14 protein-coding genes are annotated in these 12,409 nt (G+C 72.5%); 12 read left to right on the forward strand and 2 right to left on the reverse strand.

The window, feature by feature from the left end:
- Window positions 1-76: 76 nt before the first annotated feature.
- From FJM51_RS01650 to FJM51_RS01660, 3 genes are all read left to right on the forward strand, one after another.
- A complete protein-coding gene (locus FJM51_RS01650; RefSeq protein WP_140452356.1) occupies window positions 77-940 on the forward strand; it encodes a 50S ribosomal protein L11 methyltransferase in 864 nt (287 codons plus the stop codon).
- 262 nt (window positions 941-1,202) lie between these two features.
- Complete coding sequence (locus tag FJM51_RS01655) at window positions 1,203-2,567, forward strand: calcium-binding protein (RefSeq protein ID WP_140452357.1); 1,365 nt, start codon at window positions 1,203-1,205, stop codon at window positions 2,565-2,567.
- A gap of 182 nt (window positions 2,568-2,749) precedes the next feature.
- The gene (locus FJM51_RS01660; RefSeq protein WP_140452358.1) at window positions 2,750-4,228 is read left to right on the forward strand and encodes an inorganic phosphate transporter; all 1,479 of its coding nucleotides are present in this window, start codon (window positions 2,750-2,752) and stop codon (window positions 4,226-4,228) included.
- Window positions 4,229-4,362: 134 nt separating this feature from the next.
- Here the strand turns inward: FJM51_RS01660 and FJM51_RS01665 are convergent, their stop codons facing one another.
- Complete coding sequence (locus tag FJM51_RS01665) at window positions 4,363-4,584, reverse strand: YjiS-like domain-containing protein (protein ID WP_140452359.1); 222 nt, start codon at window positions 4,582-4,584, stop codon at window positions 4,363-4,365.
- A gap of 249 nt (window positions 4,585-4,833) precedes the next feature.
- Between FJM51_RS01665 and ruvC the strand changes: the two genes are divergently transcribed.
- The 3 genes from ruvC to ruvB are packed head-to-tail and all read left to right on the forward strand — an operon-like array spanning window position 4,834 to window position 7,059.
- The gene (gene ruvC, locus FJM51_RS01670; protein ID WP_140452360.1) at window positions 4,834-5,346 is read left to right on the forward strand and encodes a crossover junction endodeoxyribonuclease RuvC; all 513 of its coding nucleotides are present in this window, start codon (window positions 4,834-4,836) and stop codon (window positions 5,344-5,346) included.
- Window positions 5,343-6,026 carry a Holliday junction branch migration protein RuvA gene (gene ruvA, locus FJM51_RS01675; RefSeq protein WP_140452361.1) on the forward strand — a complete coding sequence of 228 codons (684 nt, stop codon included), beginning with the start codon at window positions 5,343-5,345 and terminating at the stop codon, window positions 6,024-6,026. Before ruvC ends, ruvA begins: the two co-directional genes overlap by 4 nt.
- Before the next feature lie 4 nt (window positions 6,027-6,030).
- On the forward strand, window positions 6,031-7,059 hold the full coding sequence (gene ruvB / locus FJM51_RS01680; RefSeq protein ID WP_140452362.1) for a Holliday junction branch migration DNA helicase RuvB: 1,029 nt from the start codon (window positions 6,031-6,033) through the stop codon (window positions 7,057-7,059).
- A 13-nt stretch (window positions 7,060-7,072) separates the two neighbouring features.
- Here ruvB and FJM51_RS01685 read toward each other — a convergent pair whose 3' ends face one another.
- Window positions 7,073-7,378 (reverse strand): hypothetical protein, encoded by a 306-nt coding sequence (locus FJM51_RS01685; protein ID WP_140452363.1) that lies wholly within the window; start codon window positions 7,376-7,378, stop codon window positions 7,073-7,075.
- A gap of 169 nt (window positions 7,379-7,547) precedes the next feature.
- On the opposite strand from FJM51_RS01685, the gene FJM51_RS01690 reads away from it, so the two are divergent.
- The 6 genes from FJM51_RS01690 to tolB all read left to right on the forward strand — a co-directional run bounded on the left by FJM51_RS01690 (window position 7,548) and on the right by tolB (window position 12,339).
- A complete protein-coding gene (locus FJM51_RS01690; RefSeq protein ID WP_140452364.1) occupies window positions 7,548-7,856 on the forward strand; it encodes a hypothetical protein in 309 nt (102 codons plus the stop codon).
- Window positions 7,857-7,927: 71 nt separating this feature from the next.
- Window positions 7,928-8,356, forward strand: coding sequence for a tol-pal system-associated acyl-CoA thioesterase (gene ybgC, locus FJM51_RS01695; protein WP_140452365.1), 429 nt, complete (start codon window positions 7,928-7,930; stop codon window positions 8,354-8,356).
- A 155-nt stretch (window positions 8,357-8,511) separates the two neighbouring features.
- A complete protein-coding gene (gene tolQ, locus FJM51_RS01700) occupies window positions 8,512-9,216 on the forward strand; it encodes a protein TolQ (RefSeq protein WP_140452366.1) in 705 nt (234 codons plus the stop codon).
- A 1-nt stretch (window position 9,217) separates the two neighbouring features.
- Window positions 9,218-9,685, forward strand: coding sequence for a protein TolR (gene tolR / locus FJM51_RS01705; RefSeq protein WP_140452367.1), 468 nt, complete (start codon window positions 9,218-9,220; stop codon window positions 9,683-9,685).
- A 117-nt stretch (window positions 9,686-9,802) separates the two neighbouring features.
- On the forward strand, window positions 9,803-11,017 hold the full coding sequence (gene tolA / locus FJM51_RS01710) for a cell envelope integrity protein TolA (protein ID WP_181164407.1): 1,215 nt from the start codon (window positions 9,803-9,805) through the stop codon (window positions 11,015-11,017).
- Window positions 11,011-12,339, forward strand: a complete 1,329-nt coding sequence (tolB, locus tag FJM51_RS01715; protein WP_140452369.1) for a Tol-Pal system beta propeller repeat protein TolB — start codon at window positions 11,011-11,013, stop codon at window positions 12,337-12,339. Before tolA ends, tolB begins: the two co-directional genes overlap by 7 nt.
- Window positions 12,340-12,409: the final 70 nt, after the last annotated feature.

Below are 12,409 nucleotides of genomic sequence, written 5' to 3' on the forward strand. Positions count from 1 at the left end.
GCTTGACCTCGGCCCCGGGGCGGCATAGGCGCGCGCGAACGCCGCCACACACGCGCGCGCGCCCCGGGAGACGCCGATGCCCCTCTACTATGCCAGCACCGTCCTGAAGGGCGAAGACGCCGCCCGCGCGCTCGGCGACGCGCTCGAGAGCCTCGACCCGCTCGCGACCGAGGTGCGCGACCATGACGACGGCTCCGGCCGCTGGGACGTGGGCGCGCATTTCGACGGCCGGCCCGACGCGGCCGGGCTCGCGCTCGTCGCGGCGCTCCACGGCGCGCCCGACTTCGCCGTCTCGAAGGTCGAGGAGCGCGACTGGATCGCCCAGGTCCGTTCCGAACTCACCCCTGTCGAGGCGGGCCGCTTCGTCGTCTACGGCGCGCACGACCGCGACGCGGTGCCGACGAACCGCGTGCGCCTCGAGATCGAGGCGGCGCAGGCCTTCGGCACCGGCCACCACGCCTCGACGCAGGGCTGCCTCACCGCGCTCGACCGGCTCGCGCGCGCCGGGCTCGTCGCGCGGCGCGTGGCCGATATCGGCGGCGGCACCGGCGTGCTCGCGATGGCGGCGGTCTCGATCTGGCCCGCCCGCGCCATCGCCTCGGACATCGACCCGGTGGCGACGCTGACCGCGCGCGAGAACGCGGCCGCGAACGGCCTCGGCCCGGACATCCTCTGCCTGACGGCGCCGGGCTTCAACCATCCCGTCCTCGCCGCCCGGGCGCCCTTCGACCTCGTCTTCGCCAATATCCTCGCCGCGCCGCTGAAACGCCTCGCCCCGGCGATGGCCCGCCACCAGGCGCCGGGCGGCGTCGCGATCCTCTCGGGGCTCCTGACCCGCCAGGCGCCGGGCGTGCGCGCGGTCTACGAAGGCTGGGGCTACCGCCGGATCGACCGGGTGGTGATCGGGGAATGGACGACGCTGGTGCTCCGGCGCGGCTAGCGGGGTCGCGCGTTCCCGCGTCGCGCGAATCCCTTTCCCGGGCGACCGGACACGGCGCCCCGTTCCGGCCGGCGCCGGATGCAGCGTGAATCCGCTTGCCGGAATTCCCGGCCCCCGCTTCAATCGAAGCATTGATCGACGACTTTGCTTCATTGATTCGGAAAGGATTTGGCCGTGGCACAGGTTGCTTCGGACGGCGACGATTTTGTCGTGATCGACACGGAAAACACCACATTCGACGCGCTCGGGGGGGAATGACCGCGTGCGCGTCCTCGCGACGGGGGCGCGCGTTCTCGGCAATACCGGCGACGACTGGCTGACGGCCGGGCTGCGCGTCGTGGCCGACGGGCACATGAGCCTGACGACCGATCTGCGCGGCGGCGCGGGGGACGATCATCTGCGCGCCACGCTGGTGCTGGAGGACGCCGATATCGACTTCGACAATCTGGTATCGGCGCATCTCTCGGGCGGGGCCGGGGACGATCTGCTGCGGCTGCGGCTGGGCGCCTCGGACGCCTCGCTGCGCGGCGTCGTGGATGGCGGCGCGGGCGACGACCGGATCACCGTCACCGACGAACCCGTTTCCGGCGGATTCGGGCCGCTCGGGGAGGATCTCGCGGTCCGGGGCGGCGCGGGAGACGACGTGATCCGCCTCGATCTCTATCTTTCGAGCCTGAGTTCCGAACTCGCGGCCGCGATCGGGGGCGGCCGGGGCGAAGACCGGATCTTCGCCCATCTGCGGGCGAGCGGCGACGACGGCGGGGAGGCGGCTGGCCGGATCGGCGGCGGCGGCGGCGACGACCACATCCGCCTGATCGTCGAGGGCGTCGAAACGGGCGTCGGCGGCGATGAGCATGCCATGGCGCGCGGTGGCGCGGGCGACGACCGGATCGCGATCGTCGCGCGGGGGTTCAACGCCTTCGAGACGGCGCAGACGCGGGGAACGGGCGACGGCGGCGACGACGTGGTGACCGCCCTCTGCGCGCTGACGGGCGACTACGGCGAGGCTTCGAACCGGCTCGACGGCGGCCGCGGCGACGACCGGCTGACCGCCCGGCTCGACCTCGGCTCGGCCTTCGGGAGCAGCGGGCTCAACCTGCTGCGCGGTGGCGCGGGCGACGACCGGCTGCTCGCGATCGTGAAGCTGGAGGAGGGCCATGACACGGCCGCCCATTCGGAGCTTTCCGGCGGCGCGGGCGATGACTGGCTGACCGTTCGGGGCGGCGACGGCAACATCCTCGATGGCGGCGGCGGCGACGACGCGCTGCGGGGCGGAGCGCGGGCGGACCGGCTGATCGGCGGGCGGGGCGCGGATGATCTCCTCGGCGGCGGCGGCGACGACGCCTTCGTCTTCCGCCCCGGCGACGGCCCGTGCCGCGACCGGGTCGCGGATTTCGCGCATGGCCACGACGTCATCGACTTCTCCGGCTTCGACGCCGACGCCACCCGGGAGGGCGATCAGGCCTTCGCCTTCGGCGGCGGCCATGGCGCCGGCCACGTCTGGCTGAGCGCCGGGGCGGGGGGCGCGAGCCTCATCCATGCCGCCGCCGGAACGGAAACGCTCGTCGTCGCGGTGCTCGACGGGCAGGCCGGAGGCGGCTGGTCGGCGGAGGATTTCATCCTCTGACGCCACCCATACCCCCCGGACCGGCCTTCGGGTCGATCCGGAGGCTCGTCACGTTCCTGTAGGCGCCGAGAGACGCGGCGCGCCGGGACACATGCCCGGCCCGCGACGGCCGCGTCGTTTCCGGGTTTGCCGATCCCGGGCCGGGAGGGTAAATCCCGGCCGACAAAGCATCAGGGATCGTGATGGACGAGTTTTCGCCAACCAAGATCAACCAGTGGAAGACCCTCGACAAGGATCTCGGCCGGATCGCCCTTCTCGAGAGCGCCTCGGCCGCGATCGCGCGGCCGAGGGTGGCGATCGGCATCGCGGTGGTCTTCATCCTGGTCTGCGGTTTCGCCGCCGCCGCCTTCGTCGGCGCCGGGCCCGGCACGCTCACAATCGTCGTCGCCGCGGCCTTCGGCGCCTACATGGCGCTCAACATCGGCGCGAACGACGTCGCCAACAACATGGGCCCCGCCGTGGGTGCGAACGCGCTCACCATGTCGGGCGCGCTGGCCATCGCCGCGGTCTTCGAGACGGCGGGCTCGCTCATCGCCGGGGGCGACGTGGTCTCGACGATCTCGGGCGGGATCGTCGCCCCCTCCGCGGTCGCCGGCCCGGGCGTCTTCGTCTGGGCGATGATGGCGGCGCTGATCGCCTCCTCGGTCTGGCTCAATCTCGCCACCTGGCTCGGCGCGCCGGTCTCCACCTCGCATGCGATCGTCGGCGGGGTGATGGGATCGGGCATCGCCGCCGCGGGTTTCGCGGCGGTGCAATGGGGCACGCTCGGCCAGATCGCCGCCTCCTGGGTGATCTCGCCGGTCATGGGCGGCGCGATCGCCGCCGTCTTCCTCGCCTTCATCAACCGCTACATCAAGGACGCGCCCGACAAGCTGGCCGCGGCGCGGCTCTGGGTGCCCGTGCTCATCGGCCTGATGGCGGGCAGCTTCACCGCCTATCTGGCGATGAAGGGGCTGAGGAAGGTCGTCGACGTCTCGCTGGCGCAGGCGCTGCTCCTCGGCCTCGCGGCGGGGGTGGCGGTCTGGCTCGTCTTCCTGCCCGTGGTCCGCTGGCAGGCGACGGGAATGCACAACCGCAAGCGCGACCTGAAGCAGCTCTTCGGCCTGCCGCTGATCGTCTCGGCCGCGCTGCTTTCCTTCGCGCACGGGGCGAACGACGTCGCCAACGCGGTCGGGCCGCTCGCGGCGATCGTGCACGCGGTGACGTCGATGGACGCGGGCGACAAGGTCGCGATCCCCCTCTGGGTCATGGCGATCGGCGCCTTCGGCATCTCCTTCGGCCTGCTGCTGTTCGGGCCCCGGCTCATCCGCCTGGTCGGGCAGGAGATCACCAAGCTCAACCAGATGCGCGCCTATTGCGTGGCGCTCTCGGCGGCCATCACGGTGATCGCCGCCTCCGGCCTCGGCCTGCCGGTCTCCTCGACGCATGTCGCGCTCGGCGGCGTGTTCGGCGTCGGCTTCTTCCGCGAATGGGAGGAGGAGCGGCGGGCGCGCGCGCTGAACCTGAGGAAGGGCAAGCCCGTCGCGGCCGATGAGCGCAAGCGCCGCAAGCTGGTCCGCCGGGCGCATGTGCTCGGCATCGCCGCCGCCTGGGTCGTCACGGTGCCGCTGACCGCGCTTCTGTCCGCCGCGATCTTCCGCGCGATCCTGTTCCTCGTCTGACCGGCGGGGCGCGGGTTCCGCGGCCCTGCGCCCCTTTTCAAACCCCCGGAATCAAGAGACCGCCCCGATGGGCGGTCCCTCCGATGAAAAAGGCCGCCCCGGGGCGGCCTCGCGTCCCGCGGTCGGGCCGGCGCTCAGCGCCGCGCGAGGTCCTGGGCCACGGCCGCGATGTGGCGGCGGTTCACCCCGATGTCCTCGAGCTGGGCGTCGGTCAGCCGGGCGAGGGCGCTCTCGGTCGCGCGCGCGTTCCGCCAGCGAAGGGCGGCGTCGTACACGCGCTCGAAGAGATTCACGACACGGAGGGTGGCAACGGAGCCGAGCGGCGCCGCCTGACGGGTGATTTCATAGACAGCCATTTCCAGTTTCCTCAAGGCGGGAACCCCTGACGATCCCGGGTTCCGAATACGTCTCGAATATCAGTTTTCATTCTGTCCAAACAATGAGCATTCCTGCATCCCATCCATGCATCCAACGCATATCTCCTGTCAAAAGATTAATATCCACAGTCTGTTACAGGTTTTCATGCCTGTTCCCCCGCGCGCCATGCTTGGCGGATGTTCCGGGTTCGTGCTAATGAGGGCGCGAGGCAGGAAGCAGGAGCGCGCATGCGCGTCATCGGAATCGACCCGGGTCTGCGCAGGACTGGCTGGGGCGTCGTGGATGTGGAGGGCGCGCGGCTCATCCATGTCGCGAACGGCGTCTGTCTGTCGGAGGGCGAGACGCTCGCCGAGCGGCTGCGCAGCCTGCACGACGCGCTGACCCGCGTGCTCGCCGCCTGGCGGCCGGAGACGGCCGCGGTCGAGCAGACCTTCGTCAACAAGGACGCCGCCGGCACGCTGAAGCTCGGCCAGGCCCGCGGCATCGCGCTGCTCGTTCCCGCGCTCTTCGGGCTGCCGGTCGCCGAATACGCGCCGAACGCGGTGAAGAAGGTCGTGGTCGGCGTCGGTCACGCGGAGAAGCATCAGGTGGAGCACATGGTGCGGCTGCAGCTGCCGCTCGCCACGATCGCGGGGCCGGACGCCGCGGACGCGCTCGCGATCGCGCTCTGCCACGCGCATCACGCGCGTTTCGCCGGGCGGCTCGGCGCGGCGATCGCGCGGGCGGAGGGACGGGCATGATCGGCAAGGTGACGGGCCGGCTCGACCACCGCGCCGCCGACCACGTGCTGATCGAGACGCAGGGCGGGGTCGGCTATCTGGTGCATTGCTCGGACCGCACGCTGATGGCGATGCCGGGGCCGGGCGGCTTCGTCTCGCTCTATACCGACCTGCTGGTGCGCGAGGATCTGTTGCAGCTCGTGGGTTTCCTGACGCTTGGCGAGCGGGAATGGTACCGGCTGCTCGTCTCGGTCCAGGGGGTGGGGGCGAAGGCGGCGCTCGCCATCCTCGGCGCGCTCGGGACCGAGGGGCTGGCGCGAGCGCTCAGCCTCGGCGATTCCGCCGCCTTCCGCGCCGCCCCCGGCATCGGGCCGAAGATCGCGCAGCGCCTGGTGCTGGAACTGAAGGCGAAGGCGCCGGCGATCATGGCGCTGGGGGCCGCGGGCGCGCGCCCGGCGATGACGGGCGAGGTGATCGAGGCGGCGCCGGCGGAGGTGCCCCGGCGCGCGCGGCCCGCGCCGCCGCCCGAGCCCCCGGCGGCGGCCGTCGCCCAGGCCGACGCGCTCTCGGCGCTCTCCAATCTCGGCTACGCGCCGGGCGAGGCGGCGGCGGCGGTGACGGAGGCGATCGGCGCCGAGCCGGGGCTCGACACCGCCGGGCTGATCCGCGCCGCGCTGCGCCTGCTCGCGCCGAAGGGCTGAGATCATGGCCGATTCCGATCCCACGCTCCGGCCCGAGCCGCTGCCCGAGGACACCGACCGGGCGCTGCGCCCGCGCGCGCTCGACGAATTCATCGGCCAGCGCGCGGCGCGGGCCAATCTCTCGGTCTTCATCGAGAGCGCGCGCCGCCGCGGCCAGGCGATGGACCACACGCTCTTCCACGGGCCGCCCGGCCTCGGCAAGACCACGCTCGCGCAGATCGTCGCGCGCGAGCTTGGCGTCAACTTCCGGATGACCTCCGGGCCGGTGCTGGCGAAGGCGGGCGATCTCGCCGCCATCCTGACCAATCTCGACACGCGCGACGTGCTCTTCATCGACGAGATCCACCGGCTCAATCCCGTGGTCGAGGAGATCCTCTATCCCGCGCTCGAGGATTTCCAGCTCGACCTCGTGATCGGCGAGGGGCCGGCGGCGCGCACGGTGCGCATCGAACTCCGCCCCTTCACCCTCATCGGCGCCACGACCCGGCTCGGCCTGCTGACGACGCCGCTGCGCGACCGGTTCGGCATCCCGACGCGGCTCGAATTCTACGAGGAGGACGAACTCGTCCAGATCGTCACCCGCGCCGCCGGGCTCATGCGCGCCGATGCGACGCCCGAGGGCGCGCGCGAGATCGCCCGGCGCGCCAGGGGCACGCCGCGCGTCGCCGGCCGGCTGCTCCGCCGCGTCGTCGATTTCGCCATCGTCGAGGGCGAGGGGCGGGTGACGCGCGAGATCGCCGACGCCGGGCTCCGCCGGCTCGGCGTCGACGAGCTTGGGCTAGACGCGGCCGACCGGCGCTATCTGACGCTGCTCGCGGAGAACTACGGCGGCGGGCCGGTCGGGGTCGAGACGATCGCCGCCGCGCTCTCGGAAGCTCGCGACGCGGTCGAGGAGGTAATCGAGCCCTTCCTGCTGCAGCAGGGCCTGATCCAGCGCACGCCGCGCGGCCGGATGCTGGCGCCGCGCGCCTGGACCCATCTCGGGCTCGCCCCGCCGCGCCCGGCGCCGGGGCAGGGCGATCTCTTCGGCTGAGGACCGACCCCCGTCAGCGCCGGGCGAGCAGGCGCTGGTTGAGCACGAAGGATTCGGTCGCGAGCTTCACGATGGTGCCGAGCGCGAGCAGGAGCTGTTCGTCGTGGTCGAGTCCCTGCGCCTCGTAGGCGCGGAACATCTCGGCGATCTGCGAGGCCATGAGCTCGTAGGCCGCGCCATGGTCGAGCGTGAGACCGCCCCAGTCGATCGGGTCGTCGCCCTCGGCCTCGCGGGCGAGGCGGGCCAGCAGCGCGGGATTGGCGAGGAACCGGGCCAAGCGCTCGGCGGAGGGCAGGTCGCGGGAAGGTGTCTCGGGCATCTCGATCTCGGGTGGTCTTCGGGAGGGCCATGGTTTCAAGGCCGGAGCGCGGATGCAAGCGGCGCTCCTTCGCCGATTCCGGCGCGGGCCTTGTCACGCGCCCGCTCTTCGGCGCAGGCTCGGCGCGCCGTTCCTCGCGAGGGTGCGGCGGTTTGAAGGGAGATGACCCATGACGATCCTCCGTGTTCCCGCGCGTTTCGCCGCGCCCGCGCTGATCGGCGCCGCGCTCGCGCTCGGCGCCTGCGCGAAAAAGGCGCCCGAGCCGACGCCCGTCGCGCTCACGCCCCAGGAGCAGGCCTGCGTCGATCGCGCCGCCGCCGTGACCGCCGCCGATCCGGCCGGCATCACCGTCATGCCGAGCACGTCGACCAAGACCGGCGACATGGTCTATACGGTCGGCGCCGCCGGGGTGAACTACACCTGCGTCGTTTCGCCGGGCGCCCAGGTCTCGAGCTTCTCCGCCGTCACGGCGCCCTGATCGGGGCGGCAGGAGTCCGGCGGGCCAGGCGCGTCCGCGGGGCTCCGGCCCCTTCCAGTCGAAAGGTCCTCATGGCGCACGAGTTTCCGGTCCGGGTCTATTACGAGGACACCGATCTGGCGGGTTTCGTCTATCACGCGAACTACCTGCGCTTCATCGAGCGGGGCCGGACCGAGGCCCTGACCGAGGCGGGCATCGACCAGCGCGCGCTGAAGGCCGAGGCCGGGATCGTCTTCGCCGTGCGCCGGATGGACTGCGACTGGTTCGCCCCCGCCTTCCTGCTCGACCGGCTCCGCGTCGTCACCGCGCTCGGCGCGCTCGGGGGGGCGAGCGCCGAACTCGACCAGCGGATCTGGCGCGGGGCGGACTGCCTGTTCCGCGCGCGGGTGACCGTCGTCGCGATCGGGGCGAACGGGCGCGCGACGCGCATCCCCGAGGCCGCGCGGGCGGCGCTCGCCGCGCTGGGGCCGACGGAAGGGACGGACGACACGGGCGTGTGATACACGCACCGGTTGAAAATCCCGCCTGCCCGGCGGTGCCCGGACTGGACAAGCCCGGGGATTTTCGCCACAAGTCGCGCGAATGGGCGTAGGATGTGGCCGGTGAGCCGGGTGAACACGGCCGAGGCATTTCGAGCAACGTAACAGCAGGCACCATGCAACCCGATACCCTCGTCGCCGCGCAGACCCTCGATTTCTCGCTCTTCGCGCTGTTCCTGCGCGCGACCTTCACGGTGAAGATCGTGATGGTGCTGCTGCTCGCGGCCTCGTTCTGGTCCTGGGCGATCATCCTCCAGAAACATTTCGACCTGCGGCGGGCGAAGGAGGAGGCGCGCGACTTCGACCAGGCCTTCTGGTCCGGCGATCCGCTCGATACCGTCTTCGACACGCTCGGGCCGGAGCCGCGCGGCGGCGCGGCGCGCGTCTTCGCCGCCGGCATGACCGAGTGGCGCCGCTCGCATCGCGCGGACGGCGGGCTGATCGCTGGCGCGCAGAGCCGGATCGAACGGGCGATGAACGTGGCGATCGGGCGCGAGGCGGAGATCCTGCAGAAGGGGCTCACCTATCTCGCGACCGTGGGCTCGATCGCGCCCTTCGTCGGCCTCTTCGGCACGGTCTGGGGCATCAAGGGCTCCTTCGAGGAGATCGCGGCGCAGCAGAGCACCAATCTCGCCGTGGTGGCGCCGGGCATCGCCGAGGCGCTGGTCGCCACCGCGCTCGGCCTGCTCGCGGCGATCCCGGCGGTGATCTTCTACAACAAGCTCAACCAGGACGCCGAGACGACGATCGGAAGCTACGAGAGCTTCGCGGACGAATTCGCGCTGATCCTGTCGCGGCAGCTCGACCGGACCGCGGCCTGAGATGGGCGCCTCGCTTCAGGGCGCCGGCTCCGCGCGCGGCCGGCGCCGCCGCGCCGGCCGCCGGCCGATGGCCGAGATCAACGTCACCCCGATGGTCGACGTGATGCTGGTGCTGCTCATCATCTTCATGGTCGCGGCGCCGATGCTGACGGTCGGCGTGCCGGTCGAACTGCCCGAGACCGCCGCCTCCGCCCTGCCCGCGGAGCAGCAGGAGCCGCTGACCGTCTCGCTCACCCGCGACGGCAAGATCGTCGTGCAGTCGACCGAGGTCGAGCGCGAGGGCTTCATCCCGCTGCTGCGCTCGGTCGCCGCCGAGCGCGACAACGACAAGGTCTTCCTGCGCGCCGACGGCGGCATCCCCTACGCCGATGTGATGCAGGTCATGGGCGCGCTGAACGCGAGCGGGTTCCACGACATCGGCCTCGTGACCGAGCAGGGCGGGCCGGGCTTCGGCGGACAGGACGGGTGAGCCATGGCCGGGGCGACGCGCGCGCGCGATGCTGACCGGAACGCCGCCCGCCCGTCGGGCGGCGCGTAGGGGCGACGCATGAGGACCGGCGCGGCGATATCGGGACTGGCGCACGCCGTGTTGATCGCGGTGATGATCATCGGCCTGCCGTGGTTCCCGCGCCGCGAGCGGCCGCCGATCCCGGTGACCGACGTGAGCTTCGTGAGCGAGGCGGATTTCGAACGCGCCCAGGCCGCCGCCCGCGGGCCGCGCGACGAGGCCGCGCCGCCCGAACAGGTGCGCGCCGAGCCTTCCGCGCCGGAGCCCGCCGCCCGGCCGCCCGAACCCGCGCCCCGGGCCGAGGCCCCGCCGGCGCCTCAGACGCCCGCCGAGCCCCCCGCCGAGACGGCGCCCGAGACGCCCGCGCCCGAGGTGACGACGCTCGCGCCCGAATTCGATCCCGACCGGCCGCTCTCGCCGCCGGCCATGGCGCCGGGCGCGCCGGCGCCGCCCGCGAACCCGTCCGCGGAACTCGCCGCCGTGGCGCCGCCGCGGGCGCGGACCGCGGCGACGATCGCCCCGATGCCCGCGCCGCCCGCGCCCGAGGCGCCTTCCGAGGAACCCGCCGCCGCGCCGAGCCCGGCGAGCCGCGAGGAACCGCGCCCGCCGGCGCCAAGTCCCGACGCCGCGCCGGCACCCGGGCAGCCGGACGAGGCGGCGCCGCCGCTCGCGCTCGCCACCTCGGCCCGGCCGCTCGCGCGCCGCGGCAATATCGAGACCGCCGCGGTGGCGCCCGAGCCCGAGCCGGCGCCCGCGCCGGCGGCCAAGCCGAAACCCGCGCCCGAGGCGAAGCCGAAGCCCGTTCCGGCGGCGAAGCCCGAGACGGAGGCGAGCCCGAGCCCGAGCGATCTGGTGAGGCAGTTGCGCGAGGAGGTGGAGCGCGAATCCGCCCGCCGCGCCGGGGCGACGCCGCCGACCGAGCCGACGCCGCCGAGCGACGGCGCCCGGACGGCCACCTCGCTGCCGAGCGGCCCGCCGATCACGGGCGCGGAGCGCAACGGGCTCGTGCTCGCGGTGCAGAAATGCTGGAACCTGCCGGCGGGGCTGCGCGACGCGGGCGAACTCAAGGTGACGGTCGGGGCGCGACTCAACGCCGACGGCTCGATCGTCGGCGGCTCGGTCCGCCTCGTCGAACCCGATCCGGCGCCCGACGCGCGCTTCCGGCAGGCCTACGAGGCCGGGCGCCGGGCGCTGCTGCGCTGCGCGCCCTATTCCGGCCTGCCGCGCGAGAAATACGCGCAGTGGCAGGAAATCGAAGTCGTCTTCAACCCCGAGGGGATGGTCTCATGGTAAACCGGCTCCGCCGCACGCTGATCCTCGCCGCGCCGGCGGCGCTCGCGCTTCGTCCCTTCGCGAGCGTGGCGCAATCGCCGCTGCGGATCGAGATCACGCAAGGGGTGGTCCAGCCGATGCCCTTCGCGGCGCCGGTCTTCGTCGCGGACACGCCGATGGCGGCCGATCTCGCCCAGCGCATCACCCAGGTCGTGATCGACGATCTGACCGGCACCGGCCTCTTCCGCGAGATCCCGTCGTCGGCGCATATCGGCCGGATCACCAATTTCGACGCGCCGGTCCAGTTCTCCGACTGGAAGGCGATCGGCGCGCAGGCGCTCGTCACCGGCGCGGTCGGGGTGACGGGCGACCGGGCGCGGGTGCGCTTCCGCCTCTGGGACGTCTTCGCCCAGACCGGGCTCGGCGAGGGGCTGCGGTTCCAGGGCCCGGCGTCGAGCTGGCGGCGGCTCGGCCACAAGGTCGCGGACCAGATCTACATGCGCCTCACCGGCGAGGGCGGCTATTTCGACAGCAAGGTCGCCTATGTCGCCGAGAGCGGGCCGAAGGCGAGCCGCCAGAAGCGCATCGCGGTGATGGATTACGACGGGGCCAACGCCGTCGCGGTCACCGATGGCTCGGCGCTGGTGGTCACGCCGCGCCTCTCGATCAAGGCGCGGCGGATCCTCTACACGAGCTACGAGCAGGGCGCGCCGAAGATCTTCATCATGAACGTCGATGGCGGCGGCCGGCGGGTGCTCGACAAGACGGCGGCGATGAGCTTCGCGCCGCATTTCTCCGCCGACGGTTCGCGCGTCGTCTACTCGGTCTCCGAGGGCACGGGCTCGGATCTCTACGTGACCGGCACCGATTCCGGCGCCCCGGCCCGGCTGACGCGCACCGCCTCGATCGACACCGCGCCGAGCTTCTCGCCCGACGGCTCGCGGATCTGTTTCGAGAGCGACCGCTCCGGCAACCAGCAGATCTACGTGATGCCCGCCGGCGGGGGGGAGCCCAAGCGGATCAGCTTCGGCGAGGGGCGCTATGCGACGCCGGTCTGGTCGCCGAGGGGCGACATGATCGCCTTCACCAAGATTGTCGGCGGGCGGTTCCACATCGGCGTCATGCGGGTCGACGGCTCCGGGGAGCAACTCCTGACCGCGAGCTATATCGACGAGGGACCGACCTGGGCGCCGAACGGGCGCGTGCTGATGTTCTTCCGGGAGAGCCCGGGCGAGAGCGGCGGCCCGCGGATCCATTCGGTCGACATCACCGGGCGCAACCTTCGCGAGGTGCCGACGGCGGGTTTCGCCTCCGATCCGTCCTGGTCGGGGCTTCTCGAATAACTCCACGCATATCGCACGCGCCCGCCTGAAGGGCGCGGAACAAGCATATGCATGTTTCAATGACATGAGC

Origin of the sequence: Amaricoccus solimangrovi, from assembly GCF_006385685.1 — a bacterium.
GTDB lineage: Bacteria > Pseudomonadota > Alphaproteobacteria > Rhodobacterales > Rhodobacteraceae > Amaricoccus > Amaricoccus solimangrovi.

What these genes read in the sequence shown, in the direction of transcription:
- FJM51_RS01690 (WP_140452364.1), top strand. Translation starts at nt 7,548, where the DNA reads ATGACGATCCTCCGTGTTCCCGCGCGTTTCGCCGCGCCCGCGCTGATC.
- tolQ (WP_140452366.1), top strand. Translation starts at nt 8,512, where the DNA reads ATGCAACCCGATACCCTCGTCGCCGCGCAGACCCTCGATTTCTCGCTC.
- tolB (WP_140452369.1), top strand. Translation starts at nt 11,011, where the DNA reads ATGGTAAACCGGCTCCGCCGCACGCTGATCCTCGCCGCGCCGGCGGCG.
- FJM51_RS01650 (WP_140452356.1), top strand. Translation starts at nt 77, where the DNA reads ATGCCCCTCTACTATGCCAGCACCGTCCTGAAGGGCGAAGACGCCGCC.
- FJM51_RS01685 (WP_140452363.1), bottom strand. Translation starts at nt 7,378, where the DNA reads ATGCCCGAGACACCTTCCCGCGACCTGCCCTCCGCCGAGCGCTTGGCC.
- FJM51_RS01665 (WP_140452359.1), bottom strand. Translation starts at nt 4,584, where the DNA reads ATGGCTGTCTATGAAATCACCCGTCAGGCGGCGCCGCTCGGCTCCGTT.
- tolR (WP_140452367.1), top strand. Translation starts at nt 9,218, where the DNA reads ATGGGCGCCTCGCTTCAGGGCGCCGGCTCCGCGCGCGGCCGGCGCCGC.
- FJM51_RS01660 (WP_140452358.1), top strand. Translation starts at nt 2,750, where the DNA reads ATGGACGAGTTTTCGCCAACCAAGATCAACCAGTGGAAGACCCTCGAC.
- ruvB (WP_140452362.1), top strand. Translation starts at nt 6,031, where the DNA reads ATGGCCGATTCCGATCCCACGCTCCGGCCCGAGCCGCTGCCCGAGGAC.
- ruvC (WP_140452360.1), top strand. Translation starts at nt 4,834, where the DNA reads ATGCGCGTCATCGGAATCGACCCGGGTCTGCGCAGGACTGGCTGGGGC.
- ybgC (WP_140452365.1), top strand. Translation starts at nt 7,928, where the DNA reads ATGGCGCACGAGTTTCCGGTCCGGGTCTATTACGAGGACACCGATCTG.
- ruvA (WP_140452361.1), top strand. Translation starts at nt 5,343, where the DNA reads ATGATCGGCAAGGTGACGGGCCGGCTCGACCACCGCGCCGCCGACCAC.